This window comes from Hankyongella ginsenosidimutans, assembly GCF_005144965.1.
GTDB classification, from domain to species: domain Bacteria; phylum Pseudomonadota; class Alphaproteobacteria; order Sphingomonadales; family Sphingomonadaceae; genus Hankyongella; species Hankyongella ginsenosidimutans.
The window spans coordinates 2,490,436-2,512,318 of the sequence record NZ_CP039704.1 but is presented as its reverse complement, the minus strand read 5'-3'; the positions used below and the strand labels follow the sequence as shown (position 1 = coordinate 2,512,318).

Sequence of the window (21,883 nt, the reverse complement as noted above, 5' to 3'; positions counted from 1 at the left end):
CGTCCTCCGGCTGCCCGGCGACATGCGGCGGGTCGAGCCGGGGATGCGCAAGGTCCGGCTGTGCGTGTGCCCCTGCCCGGACAACGAGTGTGTTCATAAAATAATCGTGCAGATTGAATTGCTTGTCCGGGTCGGCTTCCACCCGCCGATACTGGCCGTCAGCATCCAGGAGCCAGGATTGCGCCGTGTCTTTCAGGTTCGCGACCATCACCTGATCGAGCACCTGCGCATGAACCGTGGCGTTGTGGATCGGCACCATCACCTCGACCCGACGATCGAGATTGCGGGTCATCCAGTCCGCGGAGGAAATGTAGACCAGCGCATGGCGCGAAGGCAGCGCGTGGCCATTGGCGAAGGCGACGATACGGGCGTGCTCCAGAAAACGACCGATGCAGGATTTGACCCTTATCCGCTCCGACAGACCGGGGATGCCGGGGCGCAGACAGCAGATGCCACGGATGACCAGATCGATCTCCACGCCCGCCTGGCTGGCTTCGTACAACTTGTCGATGATGCCGGGGTCGACCAGCGAATTCAGCTTCGCCCAGATCTGCGCCGGCCTGCCGGCCTGCGCGTTGGCGATCTCACGGTCGATCTTTTCGGTCAGCGTGCGGCGGATGCCGCCCGGCGACATGGACAGCGACTCAAGACGGGTCGGCGAGACGTAACCGGTGATATAGTTGAACACATGGGCAGCATCGCGCGCCAGCACGGGGTCGGCGGTGAAGTAGCTCAGGTCCGTGTAAATGCGCGCCGTGACCGGGTGATAGTTGCCGGTGCCGAAATGGCAGTAGGTGCGCAGTTCGCCGGCCTCGCGCCGCACGACCATCGACAGCTTGGCGTGGGTCTTGAGGTCGATGAAGCCGTAGACCACCTGCGCGCCGGCGCGCTCCAGCTCGGCCGCCCAGCGGATGTTCTGCTCCTCGTCGAAGCGGGCCTTCAGCTCGACGACCGCCGTCACCGACTTGCCGGCCTCCGCCGCCTCCACCAGCGCGCGCACGATCGGGGAGTTCTTGCCGGCGCGGTACAGCGTCTGCTTGATCGCGACCACATCCGGATCGGCGGCGGCCTGTTTCAGGAACGCCAGCACGACGTCGAAGCTTTCATAGGGGTGGTGAACCACCAGGTCCTTGGCGCGGATCGCGGCGAAGCAATCGCCGCCGTGCTCGCGGATGCGCTCCGGGAAGCGCGGGCTGAACGGCGCGAACTTGAGGTCCGGCCGCTCGTCGCCGATCAGTTGCGAGGTCTCGGCCACGCCGAGGATACCGTTAACCTCGACCACGTCGCGTTCGCCGACGCCAAGCTCGCGGACGACCATGCGTTTGAGGTCCGCCGGCATGCTCGACTCGATCTTCAGGCGGATCACCTGCCCGCGCCGCCGGCGCTTGAGCGCCGACTCGAAGAAGCGCACCAGATCCTCTGCCTCCTCCTCGATCTCGATATCGCTGTCACGGATGATGCGAAACGCACCGTCGCCCAGCACTTTGTATCCGGGGAAAAGCTGCGGCAGATAGGCCCGCACGCAATCCTCCAGGCTGATATAGCAGAGATCCACGCCTGGCACGCGGATGAAGCGCGGCAGCAGGCTCGGCAACGGCAGCAGCGCGTTCAGGACCGATTTGTCCGATTCGCGGCGCAGCGCGACCACCAGGCTGAAACCCTTGTTCGGAAGGAACGGGAACGGGTGCGCCGGGTCGATGGCAAGCGGCGTCAGCACAGGGAAAATCTGCTCGAGGAAATAACCATCAAGCCAGCGGCGTGCGGCATCGTCCAGGCACCCGACGCCGCACAGCCTCACTCCGGCGGCGTTCAACTGCGGCAGCAATTCCGCCCAGATTTCCTGCTGCACGCGCATCAGGTCCTCTGCGCGCTGGGCGACCTGTTCGAGTTGCTGGGTCGGGGTCAGCCCGTCCGGGCTCATCGTCTGCACGCCGGCGTCAACCTGCCCGCGCAGGCCGGCGACGCGCACCATGTAGAACTCATCCAGATTGCTGCCCGATATCGACAGGAAGCGCAGGCGCTCCAGTAGCGGATGGCGTTGGTTGCGCGCCTCCTCCAGCACCCGGAAATTGAACGCCAGCCAGGAGATTTCCCGGTTGCTGTAACGCGATGGCGGGATCGCAACGGACACGGCGGCGCTACGCCGGGCGGCGGTGCGGCGGGTGCGGCGCGGCGTGGAGGGCGCGATCGTCTCGGTCATGGCGCCTGTTTAACCCTGCGGCCCATCAGGGTAAAAGCCTAATTCGGCATCCAGGGTCGCAAGAGCGCGCCGGGCAAGCGGAACGGTGAGGTTCGCACGGTCGGCCAGCGACAGGGCGTCGAGTCTGTCGACGATGTCTCCAAACGCGTCATAAGTGCGCGGCAACCGGCTGGCGAGATAGGCGAGCACCTCGGGGTTGGCGGTCAAGCCGCGGTCGCGAAGACGCTTCAGCAGCAGCGGCGCGATCAGCGCGTCGTCCGGCGGCGCGATCGCCACGCGCGGCGTCGCGGTCAGGCGCGAGGCCAGATCCGGCAGCGAAAGCCCCCAGCGCGCTGGATCCTCGCGGGCCAGCAACAGCAGATGAAACCGGTCCTGCTGGGCCCGGTTCATCATATGAAACAACCCTTCCTGGTCGACGCCGCCATCAAGGTCCTCGATCACCAACAGCGGCGCACGCAGCAGGCTGTGCAGTTGCCCCGGCCGCAGGGTCAACCCACCTGCCCTGCCGCAGAGAATCGCCCCGAGGTGGCTCTTGCCCGATTGCGCCTGCCCGAGGAGCAGCGCCGCGTGGTGCGGCCAGGCCGGCCAGAGATCGAGAAAGCGGACCGCCTCGATATTCGCCGCAGAGACGATGAAATCGCCGACGCCGTGTGCGGTCTGGTAACGCAACGGCAGCGGCAACTGTTCCGCCATGGTCAACCGCCCGGGTTCGCCGGCGCACGCGGCGGGCTGAGGAGATTGGCCGGTGACCGTGGAGGTGCGGCAGCAGGCGCGGCACCCGGACTGACGGGCGCGCGGGCCGGCGGGGCATCGGTTTCCGAGACGGTTTCGTCCACCGGTTCCGGGCGTGCGATCGGCGCGTCGCCCGGTTGGCGATCGCGCAGCAGCAGACCCGCCGGCGTTTCCACCAGTCGCAGGCCGGCCTGGTCAAGCTCGTAGCGCAGCCAGTCCAGGCTTTCCTCGTGGGCGATACGCAGCCCGGAATTGCCTCCCAGGGACAGATCGAGCACCACCAGGCCGCTGACGGTGCGCACCGCGCGCAGCCGCCGCTCGATTGCCGCCAGCGCCTGCGCATCGGGGTATTGACGCGCACGGTCAAACCCTCCGCGAGTTCCAGCGCGCGCAGCGACGGCTTGGGTGCGGTATCGTCCGCCAGCACGACCGGCGTGAAGCTTTTGGGCGGCGTGATGTCGCCGGCGCGCACGGCCTCGCTGAACGCGCCATCCAACCGGGCGGCTGCCGCCGCCAGCATATTCTCCAGCCGACTCGGATCAGCGGCGCTCAAGGTGAACCGCGCAAGCGGCGTCGCGCTGAGGCCATGATAGCTCGTGAATTCGCCATCGACCGGCCCGCCGGGAAAGCGACGGCTGAGATGCGCGCGCATGACCACAAGGTCCGCCGCCTGATAGCGAATGAGGATTTTCTGCAGCAACTCGGGCTGCCCGCGCAGCGCGCGATGCCCGTTCAGCAGAATCGATCGGTCAGATCGCCGGGCGGGCGCACATAATTGCCAAGACTGGCGCTTGAGCCGAAACGCACCCAGGCGCGATACCAGGGACTTTCCTGCGTGTCGCCGAGCACCGTGCCGCCATCCTCAAGCATGGTCAGCAGCAGCGTCGGCGCCGAGCGCTTGGCGCCATCAACCGTGCCGAAATAGCGGGCGGCCTTCTGCGGGTTGAACGCCACCGCCAGCCGGGCGACGTAACGGTTGCTGACCTGATATTCCTGTTCGATGTCGATTCCGCGCACCAGGGTGTTCAGCACGCCGTCGCCGAGCCCCGGGGCCTCGCCGGGTGCGCCGCCGCTCTGGCGCGCCCACAGCAGCGGCCAGGCCTTGCGCTGCGCCTCGGTGAAACCCGCACTGCGCGCCAGGTCGCCGCTTGCCGCCTTCACGTCCACCATGACGCCGGCGATCCGGTAGGTGTCCGCTGTCTCAGGAGCGGCAATGGCGACGTTGCGCGCCGGCGCCGCCGCCTCCTGCGCCACGGCGCCGACCCCGACCGCCAGGAGCGCCAAGCCCGCAAGCGCGGGCCAGAATTTCATGAGCATCGATGTTCCTGTTGAGTTCACGCGATCCGCGATAGCATAGAGTGCGCACGAGTGTCCCGAATCTGAAATCCGTTACACCCAATATCAGGGCCGGTTGGAGTTAGGACTCGAAAAGGATACGAGCAAGACACTGTTTCCAATGTCGTTTTTAGAATCGAAGTTCGCATCAGAGCCCGATATCATTATAGAGCGTGCTTCGATTCCACGACACGAGCTGCCAATGGGCTTGTCGCGCCGCACTGCCAGCGCGTCAGCGGAGAAAATTCCCAATGTCCGACACCAAACCCATCACTTACGCCGATGCCGGCGTCTCGATCGATGCCGGCAATGCACTGGTGCGCGCCATCGCCCCGGTCGCAGCGGCGACGCGCCGGCCGGGCGCTGACGTGTCGCTGGGCGGCTTCGGCGCCTTTTCGATCTGCGCGCTGCGGGCTACACCGACCCGGTGCTCGTCGCCTGCACCGACGGCGTTGGCACCAAGGTCAAGCTGGCGGCGGAGGCCGGCAATGTGCGCGGCGTCGGCATCGACCTGGTCGCCATGAGCGTGAACGACCTGATCGTGCAAGGTGCCGAGCCTTTGTTCTTCCTGGACTATTTCGCGACCGGCAAGCTGGATCCGACAATGGGCGCGGACATCGTTGCCGGTATAGCCGAAGGGTGCCGCCAGGCCGGGTGCGCGCTGATCGGCGGCGAGACCGCCGAGATGCCGGGGGTCTATGCCGCTGGCGACTTCGATCTTGCCGGCTTTGCGGTCGGCGCGGTGGAGCGCGGCCAGCACCTGAAGCGCGATGCCGTCAAGCCAGGGCAGGTCCTGCTCGGGCTTGCGTCGTCCGGGGTGCATTCCAACGGCTTTTCGCTGGTGCGCCGGATCATGGCCGCCGAAGGTCTGAGCGTCGCCAGCCCCGCGCCTTTCGATCCTGCTTGCACTCTGGGCGATGCCCTGCTGACGCCGACGCGCATCTATGTCGCAAGCCTGCTGCCGCTCATTCGCGCCGGGCATATCAAGGCGCTCGCGCACATCACGGGTGGTGGCCTGACCGAGAATGTGCCGCGCGTGCTGCCGGATGGTGTCGCCGCCCGCATCGACGCCGGCACCTGGTCTCTGCCCCGGTATTCGCCTGGGCACGCGACGCGGCCCGGCTGCCGCCGCAGGAGCTGGTGCGCACGCTCAACTGCGGCATCGGCATGGTGGTGGTGGTGGCCGCAGACGAAGCAACTGCCGTCGCCGAGGCGCTGCACGCGGCGGGCGAGACCGTCTATCGCATCGGCACGCTTGAAGAAGGCCTGCCGGACCTCGCGGAATGCCGGGTCAGCGGTGCGGCTGGCGTCTGGGGCTATGCGGACGTGTGGGATGCCGCGCATGCCGGCTGATCCGATGCGGCTCGGGGTCCTGATCTCGGGGCGTGGCAGCAACCTGCAGGCACTGATGGACGCATTCGCCGGCGATCCGACGGTCCGCATCGCCTGTGTGCTCTCCGACAAGGCCGATGCACCGGGGTTGCAGCGTCCGCGCGCTGCAGGCATCCCGGTCGAGACTTTCAAGCGCAAGGACTATCCGGATCGCGACGCCTTCGAGGCGGCGATGGATGCCAGCCTGCGCCGTCATGACGTCACGCTGGTCTGCCTGGCGGGGTTCATGCGCATCCTCGGCGCACGCTTCATTGCCGGCTGGCCGCAGGCGATGATCAACATTCACCCCTCGCTGCTACCTTCATTCAAGGGGCTGGACACCCACGCACGGGCCCTTGAGGCCGGCGTCCGGTTTCACGGTTGCAGCGTGCATTTCGTCACGCCGGAGCTTGACGACGGCCCGATCCTCGCTCAGGCGGTCGTGCCCGTGCTGGATGACGATACGGCGGACAGCCTGGCCGCACGCGTCCTTGCCGAGGAGCACCGGCTGTACCCGGCGTGCGTACGTGCGCTTGCGCAGGACGGCTGGCGCATCCAAGGCCGCCGGGTCCTGGGGCTGGCGGTGTAGGCGGTCCCCCGGCGTATCACCAGGGGACGACCGCAGGATCAACCGACGATTTCGGTGCCGGCGAAGAAATAGGCGATTTCGATCGCTGCATTCTCAAGGCTGTCGGAGCCATGGACCGAATTGGCCTCGATGCTCTCGGCGAATTCCTTGCGGATGGTGCCGGCGTCGGCGTTGGCCGGGTTGGTGGCGCCCATCACTTCGCGGTTGCGGGCCACGGCGTTCTCGCCTTCCAGAACCTGCACCACGACCGGGCCGGAGATCATGAAGGTCACCAGGTCATTGAAGAACGGGCGCTCGCGGTGCACGCCGTAGAAGCTCTCCGCCTGCGCGCGGGTCATGTGGATGCGCTTTTGCGCCACGATGCGCAGGCCCGCGTCTTCCAGCTTGGCGTTGATCTTGCCGGTCAGGTTGCGGCGGGTGGCGTCCGGCTTGATGATCGAAAAGGTGCGCTCGATGGCCATGATAAAATCCCTGTATTCGGCGCAAGGCGGTATGCCGACGCCACAATCCGGCGGCTTCCTATCGGCCTTGCCGGCAAAACGCAACGGGCAGTCCAGGAAAGCGGGGCTCTCAGGCTTTCTTCTCCCAGCCGCCGGCCTCCCGCTGCTGGTAATAGCTGCGGGCCAGGCCGCTTGCCTTCAGGGCGCTCCAGGCCTGGCGCGCCGCCTGGAGCTGGGCGTCCTCGCGTCCATCGAACACATAAGCCACCCGTTCGAACGCCGTGAGTTCGTCCGGCAAGGGTGTCGCAACCGCCAGCAGCACTTCGGGCGCGTTCGCCCAAGGCCCTGCGTGCCGATCAGGATCGGTTGCAGGTCCGCTTGCTGGTTGCGGCTGGTCGCATGCGGCAGGAAGCTGGCATCGTCATAGGTCCAGAGCGCGGCATCCAGCGCCTGCATCCGGCCCTCGTCGGCGACCAGAACCGCCGTGCGCTGGCCACGGCTGTAGGCGCGCTCGAGAATCTGCGCCACCGCCTGCTCAAGCGGCTGCCGCATCACATGATAGAAACCGATGTCGAGGGTCACCGCGCTTCGAACTGGTCAGCGACGTAGCGATCCAGCAGCCGCACGCCGTAGCCGGTCGCGCCCTTCTCCCACAGCGCGCCGTCCTTCTCCGCCCAGACCATGCCGGCGATGTCGAGGTGCGCCCACTTCACGCCGTCCTTCACGAAGCGCTTCAGATATTGCGCCGCGGTGATCGACCCGGCCTCGCGCGGGCCGACGTTCTTCATGTCGGCGATCTGCGAGGCGATCAGCTTGTCATAGGCCTCGCCAAGCGGGAAGCGCCACAGCTTGTCGCCGGTCGCGAACCCGGCGGTCACGAGATCGCGCGCCAGGTCGTCGTCGTTGGCGAACAGGCCGGCGAATTCGTGACCGAGCGAGATGATCATCGCCCCGGTGAGGGTTGCAAGATCGAGCATGACCGACGGTTTGAAACGATCCTGCGCGTAGGTCATCACGTCGCACAGCACCAGACGGCCTTCCGCATCGGTGTTGATCACCTCGACTGTCTGGCCGGACAGGCTGGTGACCACGTCGCCGGGCGCTGCGCGGTGCCCGAGGGCATGTTCTCGACCAGGCCGCACAGGCCGATGACCCGCGCTTTCGCCTTGCGCCCGGCCAGGGCACGCATCGTGCCGGCCACCGCGCCGGCGCCGCCCATGTCCCACTTCATCTGTTCCATGCCGGCGGCCGGCTTGATCGAGATGCCGCCGGTGTCGAACGTCACCCCTTGCCGATGAGCACCAGGAGTCGCCTCCGGCTGGCCGAGGCCATCCCATTCCATGATCAGCACACGGGCCGGCCGCGCCGACCCTTGCGCCACGCCAAGCAACGCGCCGAAGCCGAGGTCGTGCAGCCGGCTTTCATCGAGAATCTCCAGCCGCACGCCGAGATCCGCCAACGGCATGCAACGCTCGACGAAGCTTTCCGGGTAGAGGATGTTCGCGGGTTCGGAGACCAGATCGCGCGCGAAGGCCACACCATCCGCAAGCGCTGCAAGGCGCTGGTGCTCGGCCTCGGCGGCGGCCGGCACACGGGTCTGGATCGTCACGGTGTCGATGGACGGCTTCTTGGCCGCTGGTTCCCGGGTCCGATAACGATCGAACCGATAGCCGCGCAGGCGATAGCCGAAGGCGATGCTGGCGGCGAGCTTGCCGGCGGCATCGTCCGCGCCCGGTGGCCCAACGATGGTCAGGGTGTTCTCGCCGGACGCATTCAGGCGGGCGGCCAGCGCGCCGCCGATCCGCTCGCAGACCCCGGCGTCGATCTTTGCGGCATCGCCGACACCGACCAGCAGCACCCGGCTCACGTCGCCGAACGCAGGCGCCAGCAGCTCAAGCATCTCGGCGGTCTCGCCACGGAAACGGCTGGCGTTGCGCGCGCGCGGCGGCTTCGGCCAGGGTCGCCGGCAAGCCCTCGGCGAGAATGCGGCCATCCGCAGCGCATAGCAGGGCAAGAGCGCCGGACTCGACGGCAACGGGGGCAGAATAGCGGAACGTGAGCATGAAACCCTATCGTGACTAGCCGCAGGTGGTCGCGGCGGTGAGAAGAGCGCGCAACAGCGCACGATGTGCGAGCATAGCATCGGCCGTCGCGCCCGCAACACCCGGTTGCCGATTGCCAGCAGCAAGGTTGCGTGCCTAGAAGCAAAAAGCGACCATGCACAGGCGGGAGATTTCGGGTTTGCGGCGCTTCTGGACGACTACGGCAATCGCGCTCGCGCTCGGCACCGCACAGGCGCAGGCGCAGCAAGCGCCGGACAATCCGCCGATCGGTTTCGAGGCGGACAGCCTGGAGTATAACGACACCAGCGAGATCGTGACGGCGCGCGGCAATGTGATTGCACAGCGCAACGGTTATCGCCTGCAGGCGGACGAAGTCGTCTACAATCGCACCAGCGGCAGCGTGGAAGCGCGCGGCAACGTCCGCATGTGGGACCCGCAAGGCAACCTGGCGCGGGCCGAGCGCGCCGAACTGACCGATACGCTCAAGGACGGCGTCGTCTACAACCTGCTGCTGATGCTTGACGAGGGCGCGCGTCTGGCGGCTGCCAGCGGCCTGCGCGCGGAACCGATCAATCGGTTCGAGCGCGTGGTCTATTCGCCGTGCGCCGTCTGTGTTGACGGGGCCGGCGAGCGTGCCCCGGTCTGGCGCATCAAGGCGCGGCGCGTCACCTACGATGAAAACCGCAAACGGTTTTATTACGAGGGCGCACGGCTTGAGATGCTGGGCGTGCCGGTGCTGTTCACGCCCGGGCTCTCGACGCCGGCACCGGATGTGAAGCGCGCCAGCGGCCTGCTCGGCCCGAACTTCTATACGGACGCGGAACTGGGCGTTGGCTTCGACCTGCCGATTTTCGTCGTGCTGTCGCCCCAGCGCGACCTGACCATCACTCCGACCTTCTACTCCGCCGTCGCACCGGTGCTTGGCCTGGAATATCGCGAACAGGTCTCAACCGGCGTGCTGACCTTGGGTGGGGCGGGAACCTACACCGCGCGGCGCGACATTCTGGGCGACCGCAGCGGCGGCAGCGAACTGCGCGGCTATGTCTATTATGGTGCCCTGTTGCAGCATTCGCCGCGCTGGCGCTCCACGGTCAGCGGCAGCGTCTCGACGGACGACACGTTCCTGCGCCGGTACAATATCAACGAGGACGATACGCTGCGCAGCAACTACCGCCTCGAATATTTTGGCGACCGCAGCTATTTCGCAGCAAACCTCTGGGGTTTCAGGGCCTGCGCCTGACTGATCAGCAGGGACTCATCCCCTTCGTGCTGCCCCAGCTTGATTACCGCTGGGCGAGCACGCCTGATGCCCAGTGGGGCAGATCAGCCTGCGGGCCAACACCCTCTCGATCTACCGATCGGACGGCGGGGACACCAACCGCGGTTCCCTGAGCGTGCAGTGGCGGCAGACACGGTTCGGCGACTGGGGCCAGGTTCTGACCACGACCGCGCTCGGCCGCGCGGACATCTATCACAATACGAGCAGCGACCGGCTGAGCGTGCGACCGGAAGATGCCGGCGAGAGCGGCTGGCATGGCCGGGTTCTGCCCACGCTTGCGACGACGCTATCGCTGCCGCTTGCTGGCCCGGCGCTTGGCGGCGTGCAGACTTTCGAGCCCATCGCCCAGATCGTGGTTGCCCCGAACACCAACAATTCGCCGTTCCCGAACGAGGACAGCCGCGCCTTCGATCTGGACAGCGCCAGCCTGTTCGAAATCGACCGTGCGCCGGGGCTGGACCGGATCGAGGGCGGTGGCCGCGTCACTTACGGTCTGCGCTGGTCCCTTGACCAGAAAAACTGGCAAATCCGCACGGAGGCCGGCCAAAGCTATCGCCTCTACGGCGACTCGCCGTTCATTGCCGGCACCGGGCTTGCTGAAGGCCGCTCCGACATCGTCGGCCGGACCTCGCTGCGCTACCGGGACTGGGTCGACCTGATCCACCGCTACCGGCTCGACCGCGACAGCCTGGCCGTCCGGCGCAACGAAATCGACCTGCGGGTCGGCACTGCGCGCACGTTCGGCACCATCGGCTACAGCAAGCTCAATCGCGATGTGCTCAACAATGAGCTGGAAGACCGTGCGGAGCTGCGTCTGTCCACCCGCGTACAGGTCGCGAAATACTGGTCCATGTTCGCCAGCAGCATTATCGACGTCACCCGTTCCGACGCACCGACCATTCCGCGCCAGGACGGGTTCGCCCCGATCGCCAGAGCGGCGGCGTATCCTACGAAGACGAATGCTTCGCCTTCTCGGTCGGCGTGAAGCGCAATTTCACCCAGGACCGCGACTTCCAGCGCGGCACGACGGTGCTCATCCGCCTGGCGTTCAAGACCGTCGGCGGCTGGCGGCGCCAATAACGCGGCGGATCGCGGTGCGCGGCGCGCTTGGCAGTTGAAACGATGCCCGGCTCTCGGGTATCTGTGACGCATGATGAACAAATTGTTTCGCCGCGCGCATGCGGCTGCCGCCATCGTCGCGTTGCTCGCCCCTACCCTCGCCGTCGCGCAGTCCGCCAACCCGGCCGGTCTCAACATTCCGGACTTTCGTGCTGACGAAGGCGGATCCCCAGGTCCGCAAGGCGACGGCCATCGTCAACGGTGCCGTCATCACCGACCTCGACATCGACCAGCGCCTGGCTCTGGCGGTCGCCGCCTCCGGTGGCCGCATCGGTCAGCAGGAGCGCGAACAGCTGCGTATTCAGGTCCTGCGCAACCTGATCGACGAAAAGCTGCAGGTCGCCGAGGCAAAAGAGCAGGAGATCAACGTCGAGGAAGGCCAGGTCGAGGGCGCGTTTGCACGCGTTGCCAAGAACTTCGGCCGGTCGCCCGATGCGTTCGCCCGCTACCTCAAGGATATTGGCACATCGGCCCAGAGCCTGCGCGACCAGATTCGCGCAGAGGTCGCCTGGAGCCAGTTGCTGCGGCGGCGCGTCGAGCCGTTCGTCAACGTCGGTGACGACGAAGTGCACGCCGCCATGGATCGTATGGTCGCCGCCAAGGGACAGCAGGAATACCGGCTGGGCGAGATCTTCATCTCCGCCTCCCCGAGCAGATGGAGCGCGCCCGCGCAACCGCGGCGCGCATCGTCGAGCAGGTCCGCAGCGGCGCTTCCTTCGTTGCCTATGCCCGGCAGTATTCGGAAGCCTCGACGGCCGCCGTCGGCGGCGACATGGGCTGGGTCATGGACAATCAGCTCAGCGCCGTCCTGCGCCCCGTAGCCGAGGCCCTGCCCAAGGGGCAGATCAGCGATCCCGTGGAAATCCCCGGCGGCATCACTGTTCTGGCCAAGGTCGATCAGCGCGAAGTTCTGGGTGCGGACCCCAAGGCCGCCGTCATCACGGCAAAGCAGATCGCCGTCCCCGTCAGCGATCCCTCTCCGAGGCAGACCGGCGCGCAGCGGTCGAGCGCATCCACCAGGCGACGCGCAGTTTCGGCGGCTGCGGCCGCGCCGAAGCTGTGGCGACGGAACTGGGGAGATGTCACCAATATCGACCCGCAGCCGCTCGGCCAGTTTGCCGAAGGGCTGCAGCCTGCTGGCGCAGCTTCAGATCGGCCAGGCGACCCCGGTGTTCGGCACGCAGAAGGATGCGCGGGTGCTGGTGCTGTGCGGACGCGACGAGCCGGAAAACAAAGGGCCGTCCTTCGAGCAAATCTATGCCCAGATGAACGAGGAGCGTGTATCGCTGATGGCGCGTCGCTACCTGCGCGACCTGCGGCGTGACGCCATTGTCGACTATCGCTGACAAGCCGCGCATCATCGCCACACTTGGCGATACCGCAGGCGTCGGCCCGGAAATCCTGGCAGCGGCCGCGCAGCATCACCTAGTCGCCATTATCGGGCCTGAATCCTACCGGACGCGCTTCCCGGCGGGTACGCCCTGGCTTGCGACGCCTGAACGCGGGCCGGTGACACCGGGCGAGCCAAGCGCAGTCAGCGCCCGCATCGCCTACGATTGCCTGGAACGCGCAACGCAGCTCGCAACCGAGGGTGCGCTGGATGCGCTCGTGACGGCGCCAGTCTCGAAGGCGGGCCTCTATCCGCTCGGGTTCAGGTGGCCGGGCCAGACCGAGTACCTCGCGCACCGTGCCGGCGTTGCGGATTTCGCCATGATGCTCGCCGGCCCGTCCTTGCGCACGGTGCCGGTCACCATTCATGTGCCTCTGTGTGAGGTCTCCCGGCATTTGACGCCGGCTCTGCTTGCCCAGCGCCTGCGGGTCACGCACGCTGGCCTGATCCGCGACTTCGGGATCGCGGCGCCGCGGATCGCCGTCGCGGGTCTTAATCCGCACGCCGGCGAAGGCGGCGCGCTGGGCCAGGAAGAGCAGAGCGTGATCGCGCCGGTGCTGGAGACCCTGCGGGCGGAAGGCATGACGCTGCTCGGCCCCATGAGCGCGGATACCCTGTTTCACGCAGCCGCGCGCAGCCGCTATGACGCCGCAGTCTGCATGTACCACGATCAGGCGCTGATCCCGATCAAAACCCTGGATTTCGACCAAGGCGTCAATATGACGCTCGGCCTGCCCTATGTCCGCACCAGCCCGGATCATGGCACGGCGTTCGACATCGCCGGGCGTGGCCTCGCCCGGCCGGACGCCATGCTCGCCGCCGTTCGCCTGGCGGTCGCGTGCGCGGAGCGGCGCGCGTGAGCCTGGACCTGCCGCCCCTGCGCGCCGTCATCGAGGCGCATGGACTCTGGGCGCGCAAGGCACTCGGTCAGAACTTCATCCTCGACCAGAATTTGCTGCGCCGCATCGTCGGGGCGGCCGGGCCGCTCGTGGGTGCGAACGTGTTCGAGGTCGGGCCAGGCCGGGCGGTCTTACACGGGCGATCCTGGACGCGGGTGCCGCGCGCGTGATCGCAGTCGAGACGGACCCGCGCTGCCACGCAGCACTGGGCAGTCTGGTCGAGGCGGCAGACGGCCGGCTTACGCTGGTCGAGGGCGATGCCCTGGCGTTCGATGCCCGCACCGCCTTTGCCGGGACGCCAACGCATATCATCGCCAACCTGCCCTACAATATCGCAACACCCCTGCTGGTCGGCTGGCTGACCGCCGACCCTGGCCGCCCTGGTGGGCGAGCCTGACGCTCATGTTCCAGAAGGAAGTCGCGGACCGGATTGTGGCTGCGCCGGATACTGAGGCTTACGGCCGGCTTGCCGTTCTGGCGCAATGGCGCGCGCAGGCGCGGATTGCGCTGACGGTGCCGCGCCAGGCCTTCGTGCCGCCGCCCAAGGTCACCTCCGCCGTCGTGCACATCCGCCCTGCGCCGCCGCTGGGCGATATCCGGGTCGCGACACTTGAACGCCTCACCGAGGCGGCGTTCGGCCAGCGCCGCAAAATGCTGCGCAGTTCCCTGAAACGCTTCGCGCCTGACGCTGACGCCCTGCTGGATAAAGCCGGCATCGACGGTGCGCGCCGTGCGGAAACCCTGAGTATCGCGGAATTCGTCGACCTCGCGCGCGCGGCCGAGGCGATCAGCGCCTGACCGTCTTCGATGTCACTGCCGCGCCCTTCTCGCGCGCGGAGGCGATCAGCAGGAGACGCGCCGTGCTGCTGCGCAATCGCTTTTGCAGACCTTGCGGATGCGATCCAGATTCAGCTGCGCTTGCGGGAGCTTGCCTTTGCCGATCAGCCCGGCCGCCTGCGCCTCCAGTGCGTCGAGGTTGTTCGGCTCGACCTCCAGCGCTTCGCGGTAATAGCTCAGCGCCTTGCCGGGCAACCCAAGCGACTCGTAGACCCGGCCCAACCCGATGTAAGCGGCGACGTTTTTCGGATCGGCCGCCAGCGCCGCCTCATAGAGATCGGCGGCGGCGACGGACTGCCGGGCACTCAGCTGCGCGTTGGCATCCAGGGTCAGGCGCTGCGAGTCGGCGTTGATCGCACTGGCGCTGGCCTGCGCAAGGCCCGGCAGGGCGATGAGCGCAGCGGCGAGGAAAAGGCGTGATGGCGTGAACATAGGTCAATCCCGATGCTGATTCTGCGCGACTCTGATCGCGCAAGACTAACAAAGCCTGTCGAAAGCCGCGATGAAAAGCCGTCGCACCCAAGGCGGTTCGGCGTCAGGCAGAGGCAGTCCGCCGACAAGGTGCTGCGCGCGCGCTCCGGCAGGCTCAGCCTTGCCGGTTCCAGCATGACTGGTTTTATGCCCGCCACCTGCTGCGCAATGCGCGTGACGACGTCTTCGCCCTGCGGCAGCAGGAACAAACACCGTAAAGAATCCGTCCGCCCGGCCGCACGATCCGCGCCGCCGCCCCGATCAGCGCGGCCTGCGTATCCGCGGCCCGGATAATGTCGCCGGCATGAACCCGCCAACGCGCTTCAGGGTTGCGCCGCCAGGTGCCGGTGCCGGTGCACGGCGCATCGACGACGACGATATCGGCCTGCCCCGCCACATCAGCGAGCGCTGCGACCTGTTGGTCAGCGTCCGCCGGTATAACCCGTCGCTCGATGCAATCAGCCCCTTCGCGTACTGCACGCGGCCGCAGGCGCTCAAGGCGCTCGGCGGCGGGGTCACAGGCGATCAGCCGCCCATGGCCGGCCATCAGCATGGCAAGCCCAAGGCTCTTGCCGCCCGCACCGGCGCAGAGATCGACAACCGTCATACCCGGCTCCGCGCCGGCAGCACGACAGAAGATCTGGCTGGCCTCATCCTGAACGTCGATCAGGCCGTCCGCGAACGCCTGCGTCGACTCGATGCGCGCGCCCGCCGGCAAGCGCAGGCCGAACGGCGACAGCAGGGACGGCTCAGCCGCCAGGCCTTCCGCCGCCAGGCGCGCCATGGCACCGTCCCGGGTCGTGCGCGCGATGTTCACCCGCAGGCACAGCGCTGCGCGACCCGTCAGCGCCATACGCTCCTGCGCGGCGTCGTGGTTCCAGCGTCTGATCCAGGCATCGCTGATGCCGGGCGGATCGAGCGGCTCCGCCAGCAGTCGCACGGCATCCCGGCATTCTTCATCCTGCAGTGCGGCTGGCGCATAGCCGTCCGAGCCGAAATGCGCTTCAAGATCCGGCGTCTGGCTGCGCGCATAGGCCAGCATCGCCACACGCGGCGGATAATAGGCGGCGCTGTAAGGCAGACGACGCAGGACATCAAACAACAGATCCCGGATTGCCTGCCGGTCGCGTTTGCCGGCGTAACGGCGCTGCGCGAAATAACGGCTCGCCAGCATGTCCGCAGGCAGGCCCTGTTGCTCAGCCGCCTGAAAGGCGTCGCCGAGGAGATCGATTACGGCCTGGGTCCGGGCGGCAGGCGTCATGCATCTTATCCAGGCTAACTGGCTACAACACCAGTTATATCATTGAAATATAATGATAAAAACTATTCTGTATAATCTAGTGGGGTAGTTCGGGGCTTCGCGCGTAATGGTGACGTCGTGGACATGGCTCTCGCGCAGACCGGCGTTGGTAATGCGCACGAAGCGCGCGCGCGCCTGCAGGTCAGCAATACTGGCGGCTTCAGATAGCCCATGGCCGCCTTTACGCCGCCAACCAGCTGGTGCAGCACATCGCGCGCTGGGCCCTTGTAGGGCACCTGGCCCTCGATGCCTTCCGGCACGAGTTTCATCTGATCCTTGATGTCCTGCTGGAAATAGCGATCGGCCGAGCCGCGCGCCATCGCCCCCAGCGAGCCCATACCGCGATAAGCCTTGTATGTACGCCCCTGGAACAGGAACGTCTCGCCGGGTGTCTCTTCGGTCCCTGCCAGCATCGAGCCAACCATCACGGCATTGGCGCCGGCGGCAAGCGCCTTTGCGACGTCGCCGGACGAGCGCATGCCGCCATCCGCAATGATCGGGATGCCGGCTTTGCGGGCCACTGACGCCACATCCATGATCGCGGTCAGTTGCGGAACGCCGACGCCTGCCACGATACGGGTCGTGCAGATAGACCCCGGCCCGATACCGACTTTGATGCCGTCGGCTCCGGCGTCGATCAGCGCCTGCGCCGCCTCGCCCGTCGCCACGTTGCCGGCCAGGACCTGCACGGCGTTCGAGGCCTGTTTGATGCGCTTGACCACCTCGCTCACCCGCGCCGAGTGGCCATGGGCGGTGTCGACCACGATCAGGTCGCATTCGGCATCCAGCAGCGCCTCGAAACGCTCGAACCCGCTGTCGCCAACAGTCGTCGCGGCAGCGACGCGCAGCCGACCGGCGGCATCCTTGGTCGCATTCGGGTAGGTGACGGCCTTTTCGATATCCTTCACCGTGATCAGGCCGACGCAGCGATAGTCGTCGTCGACCACCAGCAGCTTCTCGATGCGGCGCTGGTGCAGCAGGCGCCGCGCTTCGTCCTGGCTCACGCCCGGCTTCACCACGGCAAGGTTGTCGCGGGTCATCAACTCGCGCACCGGCTGCTCGGGATTTTCCGCAAAGCGCACGTCGCGATTGGTGAGAATGCCGATCAGCTTGCCGGGGTGCCCGGTGCAGACGGCTCGACCACCGGTATCCCGGAGATACGATGGCGACGCATAAGGTCCCATGCCTCGGCCAGCGTCTGATCCGCGGTCATGGTCACGGGGTTGACGACCATGCCGGATTCGTAACGCTTCACCTGGCGCACCATCTGCGCCTGTTCCTCATTGGTCATGTTGCGATGAAGCACGCCGATGCCGCCGGACTGCGCCATGACGATCGCCATGTCGGCCTCGGTGACGGTATCCATCGCGGAAGACAGAACCGGAATGTTCAGCGTGATTTCAGCGGTGAGCCGCGTGGCGGTATCGGCCTGGCTCGGCAGCACATTGGACTCGGCCGGCACCAGCAGCACGTCGTCAAAGGTCAGGCCGAGGGGTAGCTCCATTGCACTCTCATTACGCTGCGCCGCGCCGGATCGCTGGCGTGGAAGCGGAGATAAAGATCATGGCCTCAAGCGCAAGGGCTAAATCGCAATAGCTTGGGATGTTTCTTCCACCTCCGCCCGGAAGCCCTGGGCGACGACATACCATTCGGAGGACTCCTTGCGGCTGGCTGGCGGCTTGGCGTGCTTGACCGAGCGGAAGCGCTGCTTGAGCCGCGCCATCAGCGCGGCGTCCGCGCCGCCGGCCAGCACCTTGGCGACGAACGCCCCGCCTTCGTCCAGCATATCCTCGGCCATGTCGAGCGCCAGCTCCACCAGCCCCATGGTTCGCAGATGGTCGGTCTGCTTGTGGCCAACGGTGTTCGCCGCCATGTCGGACAGCACAAGGTCCGCCGGCCCATCGAGCGCCTCGCGCAGCCGGTCTGCCATGCCCGGCGCACGTACATCGTCCTGGAAGATCGTCACCCGCGGCAGGGGTTCAATCGGTAGCAGATCGATGGCGACGATCCGCGCCTCGCGCTTCTTCTTCGCCACCACCTGGCACCAGCCGCCGGGCGCCGCGCCGAGGTCGAGCACGCGCCGGACCCCGTTGAGAAAACCGAAGCGCTCGTTCAGCTCCAGCAGCTTGTAGGCCGCGCGCGAGCGATAGCCGTCTGCCTTGGCAGCGCGCACATAGGGGTCGTTCAGTTGCCGTTCCAGCCAGCGTTGCGACTGCGCCGTACGGCCGCGGGCCGTCTTCAGGCGTTGTTTGCCACGCAGCGACCGGCCGCCGCTTCCCGCTGTCGTCATGCCTCTTGCTCGGCGGCAAGCATGGCCGAGTCGTGGCGCATCAACAGGCGCAGGATACCCTCCCGGATGCCGCGGTCCGCCACCCGCAGCCGCTTGCAAGGCCATACTGCCAGCACAGCGTCGAGGATGGCGCAGCCGGCCAGCACCAGATCGGCGCGATCGGGGCCGATACAGGCCCAGCCAGCCCGCTCGGCGACGGTAAGCGTCGACAGGCTGGCGGTGATCTCGCGCATCGCGGCGCTCGGGACGATGCAGCCATCGACCTGACGGCGGTCGTATTGCTGAAGGCCGAGGTGCACGCTCGCCAGCGTCGTCACGGTGCCGGACGTGCCGAGCAACTGCACGTCCTCCAGCGCGACAATACCCAGCGCGCGGCAACTCTCGGCGAAGCGCGCGACGTCCTGCATCACGCATTCGCGCATGGCGGCGTAATCGCTGTCGTTACCGTGGTCGTTGCGAAAGGTCTCGTGCAACGAGGTGACGCCCCAGGAATGCTGGTCCAGGCGGCGATCGCCGGGCGTCCGCTTTTCGGGCAAAACTGCACGAGCACAAGCTCGGTGCTGCCGCCGCCGATATCGAACACGAGACCATGGCTTGCCCGCCGGTCGAGCAGGCTCTCGCAGCCGAGCGCCGCCAGCCGCGCCTCTTCCTGCGGGGTGATGACGTCCAGCGCCAGTCCGGTCTCCTCGTAGACGCGGGCGACGAATGCAGCCGTATTCTCGGCCCGGCGGCAGGCCTCCGTTGCCACGCTGCGCACAAGGTGCACGCCGCGACGCTCGAGCTTGTTGGCGCATTGCTTCAGGGCCGCGACCGCCCGCTCCTGCGACGCCTCGCTCAGGCGTCCACTCGCGCTGAGGCCCTCGCCCAGCCGCACGATCCGGGAAAAGGAGTCGACCGCGCGCAAGCCGCCCCGCCCTGGGCTCGCAATCAGAAGGCGGCAGTTGTTGGTGCCAAGGTCTATCGCCCCATAGAGGCGTTCGGGAGCCGGGCGCTTGCGTTCCCGCCGCTCGATGGCGACCGGCACATCGGTGCCGGCTCTGGGCCTCTGAACACGTTCTCGTTCATCGGACCGTTCAAGGTCCGGTGTCGTGGGATGTACCGGCATGGCGTCGCCTGTATCGCAATTCCGCAGGATCGACCTGCGCTTGCAGCGACTGTAACAATTCCGCCATTCAACGGCAATGGTCTGGCCGGTCAGTTGAGAAATCTATAGCCACCGTTGAAATAGAGCAACGGAACCGCGTTCTCCGCGTGTGCGGCAGCAGTCACCCGCGCCAGGAACAGGCGATGGTCGCCGCCATCGTGGATGGCATAGCGTGCGCACTCGAAGCGGGCGATCGCGCCATCGAGCACCGGCGCGCCGGATGCGGTGCCGGCGGACCAGGCTGTGTCGCGCCAGCGCAGGGCCGGATCTACCCGGGCGAAAGTGTCGGAGATCGCCTGCTGGTCCGCGCTCAGCACATTGACGGCATAATGCTCGGCCGCCTCAAAATCGGCCAGGCAGCTTGTGGCGCGGTCGAGGCTGAACAGGATGAGCGGTGGTTCCAGCGAAACCGAGGTGAAGCTGTTGATGGTGAGGCCGACCGGCGCCCGCTCCGCCCGATGGTCGTCACTACAGCAACCCCGGTCGCGAACCGGCCCAGACAGGCGCGCAGCGACCGGGGCTGAGGTCGGCGATCATCATTGCGGGGCAGCGGGTGCCGTCGCCTGCATCGCCGGCAGCCGGCATACGCGCCCGTACCAGCCGGCAAGCTGTGGGCGCGTGGCGCGCCAGTCGCGGTCGCCGAAGCGGAAATCGAGATAGCCAAGCGCGCAGGCGATGGCGATGTCACCCTGGCTCATCAGGGTGTTCAACGCGTCCGGACGCGCCTCGAACCAGTCGAGCGCCCGTTCGATCTTGTTCCAGTGCCAGGTCATGTGCGCCGTGCGGGCGTCTTCCGTCGGCCGCATGCTCTCCTGGCGGATCAGTATCGCGGAATCGAGGATGCCATCAGCGAGCGCCGCGCGCGTCAGGTCCGGGAAGCGGCGCGGCCCATCCTGAAGGATCAGGGGCGGCGCACTGCCGAGTGTATCGACAAACTGGCAGATCACCCGGCTGTCGGCGATCAGCGCACCGTCTTGCGTCACCAGCGCCGGCAGGCGGCCCAAAGGGTTGACCGCGAGGAATTCCGGCGTCGGGTTGAACGCGTCGACTGACTTGATCTCGATCTGGTCGGCAACATCGCGCAGGTGCGCCATCACCAAAACCTTGCGCACATAGGGGCTGGCCGGGGAGAAATAGAGCGTGTGCATAAGGGCTCCCGAAGGTTTTGCCGCTTCATGCGCGCGGGACCGGCCACTTGTCCAGCGCCGTGTCGGGAACGCACCGTTGCTGCCCTCACGCCACCGGCACGATGCCGCGCCGGCTCTGGCGTGCGCAAAGCTGACGGGCGGTACAATGCAACAGGGGATGCCGCCAGTCTGGCCAGATATCGCAGAGCGGCCGCAGCACGAAAGCACGCGTGTGCATCGCAGCGTGCGGCACGTGCAGCGCGCGCCGGACTGACGGCCCCGATTTGTCGGCCAGATGACAGTGGCCGCCACAATATCGAGGTCCAGCACCCTTGGTCCCCAGCGCCGCCTGCGCACCCGGCCAAACGCTGCCTCCAGAGCCTGCAAATGCCCCAGCAGCTCTGGCGGTCGCAGGTCAGAGCGGATGAGTACCGCCGCATTGACATAGGCCCCTGCTTCGGGCCAAGCGGCGCTGTACGGTAAAACCGCGAAACCGCCAGCACACGCACCCCGGCATGTTTTCGAGCGTGCGGCACGCAAGGCGCAAGGTTTCAAGCGGCGTCCCATGCCGCGGATGGCGCTGGTTGCCGCCGAGCGCCACGGCATAAAGAGCGGTTTGCATTGTGGCTGTCACAGGCATGGGGTAAGCGGCCGGACCATGCAGCACAAGCCCTCAGAACCGCCCGTCGACTGCCCGTTCTGCCCGCGGCTGAGCGAGTATCGCGCCGCCAACCGCACGGCCCACCCGGGTGGTTCAACAACCCGGTTCCCGGCTTTGGAGATCCGAATGCCTGGCTGCTGATCCTCGGGCTGGCACCGGGCGTGCAGGGTGCGAACCGCACCGGCCGACCGTTCACCGGCGACTATGCCGGCGACCTGCTATACGCCACATTGCAGAAATTCGGGCTGGCGTCTGGGACTTACGAAGCGCGCGCCAACGATGGCCTGACGCTCACAGGCTGCTTCATCGCCAACGCCGTGCGCTGCGTCCCGCCGGAAAACAAGCCGACACCGGAGGAAATCCGCACCTGCCGCCCGTTCCTGGAAGGCCAGATCGCCGCACTGCCCCGGCTCACCACGATCATCGCGCTCGGCCAGATCGCCCATCAGTCGGCGGTCAAGGCCAGCGGCTGCAAGCTGCCGAAATATCCGTTCGCGCACGCGGCGGACCACCGGCTGCTGAATGGTCTGCGCCTGATCGACAGCTACCATTGCTCACGCTACAACACCAACACTCGCCGCCTGACGCCTGAGATGTTCGAGGCAGTGTTTGCTGCGGCCTTGTCCGGAAGGTAAC

General features: G+C 66.8%; 15 protein-coding genes and 10 pseudogenes. 11 read left to right on the top strand and 14 right to left on the bottom strand.

The window, feature by feature from the left end; genetic code table 11:
- Positions 1 to 69: 69 nt before the first annotated feature.
- The 3 genes and pseudogenes from E6W36_RS14780 to E6W36_RS14770 all read right to left on the bottom strand — a co-directional run.
- Positions 70 to 2,200 (bottom strand): annotated as a pseudogene (locus E6W36_RS14780) (RNA degradosome polyphosphate kinase); the annotation flags it as partial.
- 9 nt (positions 2,201 to 2,209) lie between these two features.
- Positions 2,210 to 2,893, bottom strand: coding sequence for an HdaA/DnaA family protein (locus E6W36_RS14775; protein ID WP_222873076.1), 684 nt, complete (start codon positions 2,891 to 2,893; stop codon positions 2,210 to 2,212).
- 2 nt (positions 2,894 to 2,895) lie between these two features.
- Entirely contained in the window at positions 2,896 to 3,234 is a 339-nt protein-coding gene (locus E6W36_RS14770) for a hypothetical protein (protein WP_222873075.1), read from the bottom strand.
- A 48-nt stretch (positions 3,235 to 3,282) separates the two neighbouring features.
- On the opposite strand from E6W36_RS14770, the gene E6W36_RS14765 reads away from it, so the two are divergent.
- A complete protein-coding gene (locus E6W36_RS14765) occupies positions 3,283 to 3,522 on the top strand; it encodes a hypothetical protein (RefSeq protein WP_222873074.1) in 240 nt (79 codons plus the stop codon).
- 142 nt (positions 3,523 to 3,664) lie between these two features.
- Here the strand turns inward: E6W36_RS14765 and E6W36_RS14760 are convergent, their stop codons facing one another.
- On the bottom strand, positions 3,665 to 4,243 hold the full coding sequence (locus E6W36_RS14760; RefSeq protein WP_222873073.1) for a hypothetical protein: 579 nt from the start codon (positions 4,241 to 4,243) through the stop codon (positions 3,665 to 3,667).
- A gap of 275 nt (positions 4,244 to 4,518) precedes the next feature.
- Here E6W36_RS14760 and purM point away from each other — a divergent pair.
- Both purM and purN read left to right on the top strand, forming a co-directional pair.
- Positions 4,519 to 5,620 (top strand): annotated as a pseudogene (gene purM / locus E6W36_RS14755) (phosphoribosylformylglycinamidine cyclo-ligase).
- Positions 5,586 to 6,227: a phosphoribosylglycinamide formyltransferase gene (gene purN / locus E6W36_RS14750; protein WP_342776688.1), complete on the top strand. Its 642-nt coding sequence runs from the start codon at positions 5,586 to 5,588 to the stop codon at positions 6,225 to 6,227. The pseudogene purM and the gene purN overlap by 35 nt, the downstream one beginning before the upstream one ends.
- A gap of 38 nt (positions 6,228 to 6,265) precedes the next feature.
- Here purN and ndk read toward each other — a convergent pair whose 3' ends face one another.
- The 3 genes and pseudogenes from ndk to E6W36_RS14735 all read right to left on the bottom strand — a co-directional run.
- Entirely contained in the window at positions 6,266 to 6,688 is a 423-nt protein-coding gene (gene ndk, locus E6W36_RS14745; protein WP_222873071.1) for a nucleoside-diphosphate kinase, read from the bottom strand.
- A gap of 109 nt (positions 6,689 to 6,797) precedes the next feature.
- Positions 6,798 to 7,219, bottom strand: a pseudogene (locus E6W36_RS14740) (DNA polymerase III subunit chi).
- 26 nt (positions 7,220 to 7,245) lie between these two features.
- Positions 7,246 to 8,597 (bottom strand): annotated as a pseudogene (locus E6W36_RS14735) (leucyl aminopeptidase); the annotation flags it as partial.
- 287 nt (positions 8,598 to 8,884) lie between these two features.
- Here E6W36_RS14735 and E6W36_RS14730 point away from each other — a divergent pair.
- From E6W36_RS14730 to rsmA, 7 genes and pseudogenes are all read left to right on the top strand, one after another.
- The gene (locus E6W36_RS14730) at positions 8,885 to 9,970 is read left to right on the top strand and encodes an LPS-assembly protein LptD (RefSeq protein ID WP_222873069.1); all 1,086 of its coding nucleotides are present in this window, start codon (positions 8,885 to 8,887) and stop codon (positions 9,968 to 9,970) included.
- Between the two features lie 73 nt (positions 9,971 to 10,043).
- Positions 10,044 to 10,994 carry an LPS-assembly protein LptD gene (locus E6W36_RS14725; protein WP_222873068.1) on the top strand — a complete coding sequence of 317 codons (951 nt, stop codon included), beginning with the start codon at positions 10,044 to 10,046 and terminating at the stop codon, positions 10,992 to 10,994.
- A gap of 193 nt (positions 10,995 to 11,187) precedes the next feature.
- Positions 11,188 to 11,589 (top strand): annotated as a pseudogene (locus tag E6W36_RS23705) (SurA N-terminal domain-containing protein); the annotation flags it as partial.
- 194 nt (positions 11,590 to 11,783) lie between these two features.
- Positions 11,784 to 11,954, top strand: a pseudogene (locus E6W36_RS23700) (peptidylprolyl isomerase); the annotation flags it as partial.
- Between the two features lie 289 nt (positions 11,955 to 12,243).
- On the top strand, positions 12,244 to 12,474 hold the full coding sequence (locus E6W36_RS14715; RefSeq protein WP_222874544.1) for a hypothetical protein: 231 nt from the start codon (positions 12,244 to 12,246) through the stop codon (positions 12,472 to 12,474).
- Entirely contained in the window at positions 12,458 to 13,378 is a 921-nt protein-coding gene (gene pdxA / locus E6W36_RS14710) for a 4-hydroxythreonine-4-phosphate dehydrogenase PdxA (protein WP_222873066.1), read from the top strand. The genes E6W36_RS14715 and pdxA overlap by 17 nt, the downstream gene beginning before the upstream one ends.
- Positions 13,375 to 14,215, top strand: a pseudogene (rsmA, locus tag E6W36_RS14705) (16S rRNA (adenine(1518)-N(6)/adenine(1519)-N(6))-dimethyltransferase RsmA). Before pdxA ends, rsmA begins: the two are co-directional and overlap by 4 nt.
- Positions 14,216 to 14,260: 45 nt before the next feature.
- Here rsmA and E6W36_RS14700 read toward each other — a convergent pair.
- The 7 genes and pseudogenes from E6W36_RS14700 to folK all read right to left on the bottom strand — a co-directional run bounded on the left by E6W36_RS14700 (position 14,261) and on the right by folK (position 21,153).
- Entirely contained in the window at positions 14,261 to 14,686 is a 426-nt protein-coding gene (locus E6W36_RS14700; RefSeq protein WP_222873065.1) for a tetratricopeptide repeat protein, read from the bottom strand.
- 184 nt (positions 14,687 to 14,870) lie between these two features.
- Positions 14,871 to 15,986 (bottom strand): RsmB/NOP family class I SAM-dependent RNA methyltransferase, encoded by a 1,116-nt coding sequence (locus tag E6W36_RS14695; RefSeq protein WP_222873064.1) that lies wholly within the window; start codon positions 15,984 to 15,986, stop codon positions 14,871 to 14,873.
- A 39-nt stretch (positions 15,987 to 16,025) separates the two neighbouring features.
- A pseudogene (gene guaB, locus E6W36_RS14690) lies at positions 16,026 to 17,529 on the bottom strand (IMP dehydrogenase).
- 78 nt (positions 17,530 to 17,607) lie between these two features.
- The gene (locus tag E6W36_RS14685; RefSeq protein WP_222873063.1) at positions 17,608 to 18,315 is read right to left on the bottom strand and encodes an RlmE family RNA methyltransferase; all 708 of its coding nucleotides are present in this window, start codon (positions 18,313 to 18,315) and stop codon (positions 17,608 to 17,610) included.
- Positions 18,312 to 19,420 (bottom strand): annotated as a pseudogene (locus E6W36_RS14680) (Ppx/GppA phosphatase family protein). Before E6W36_RS14680 ends, E6W36_RS14685 begins: the two are co-directional and overlap by 4 nt.
- A gap of 89 nt (positions 19,421 to 19,509) precedes the next feature.
- Positions 19,510 to 19,962: a flavin reductase family protein gene (locus E6W36_RS14675; RefSeq protein WP_222874511.1), complete on the bottom strand. Its 453-nt coding sequence runs from the start codon at positions 19,960 to 19,962 to the stop codon at positions 19,510 to 19,512.
- Between the two features lie 33 nt (positions 19,963 to 19,995).
- Positions 19,996 to 21,153, bottom strand: coding sequence for a 2-amino-4-hydroxy-6-hydroxymethyldihydropteridine diphosphokinase (gene folK, locus E6W36_RS19560; RefSeq protein ID WP_246048357.1), 1,158 nt, complete (start codon positions 21,151 to 21,153; stop codon positions 19,996 to 19,998).
- A gap of 91 nt (positions 21,154 to 21,244) precedes the next feature.
- On the opposite strand from folK, the pseudogene E6W36_RS14660 reads away from it, so the two are divergent.
- A pseudogene (locus tag E6W36_RS14660) lies at positions 21,245 to 21,882 on the top strand (uracil-DNA glycosylase).
- The last annotated feature ends 1 nt before the right edge of the window (position 21,883 follow it).

Excerpts from the sequence above, each read along its gene's own strand:
- folK (WP_246048357.1), bottom strand. The coding sequence starts at position 21,153 with ATGGGACGCCGCTTGAAACCTTGCGCCTTGCGTGCCGCACGCTCGAAA.
- purN (WP_342776688.1), top strand. The coding sequence starts at position 5,586 with ATGCGGACGTGTGGGATGCCGCGCATGCCGGCTGATCCGATGCGGCTC.
- ndk (WP_222873071.1), bottom strand. The coding sequence starts at position 6,688 with ATGGCCATCGAGCGCACCTTTTCGATCATCAAGCCGGACGCCACCCGC.
- E6W36_RS14700 (WP_222873065.1), bottom strand. The coding sequence starts at position 14,686 with ATGTTCACGCCATCACGCCTTTTCCTCGCCGCTGCGCTCATCGCCCTG.
- E6W36_RS14695 (WP_222873064.1), bottom strand. The coding sequence starts at position 15,986 with ATGACGCCTGCCGCCCGGACCCAGGCCGTAATCGATCTCCTCGGCGAC.
- E6W36_RS14775 (WP_222873076.1), bottom strand. The coding sequence starts at position 2,893 with ATGGCGGAACAGTTGCCGCTGCCGTTGCGTTACCAGACCGCACACGGC.
- E6W36_RS14730 (WP_222873069.1), top strand. The coding sequence starts at position 8,885 with ATGCACAGGCGGGAGATTTCGGGTTTGCGGCGCTTCTGGACGACTACG.
- E6W36_RS14685 (WP_222873063.1), bottom strand. The coding sequence starts at position 18,315 with ATGACGACAGCGGGAAGCGGCGGCCGGTCGCTGCGTGGCAAACAACGC.
- E6W36_RS14760 (WP_222873073.1), bottom strand. The coding sequence starts at position 4,243 with ATGAAATTCTGGCCCGCGCTTGCGGGCTTGGCGCTCCTGGCGGTCGGG.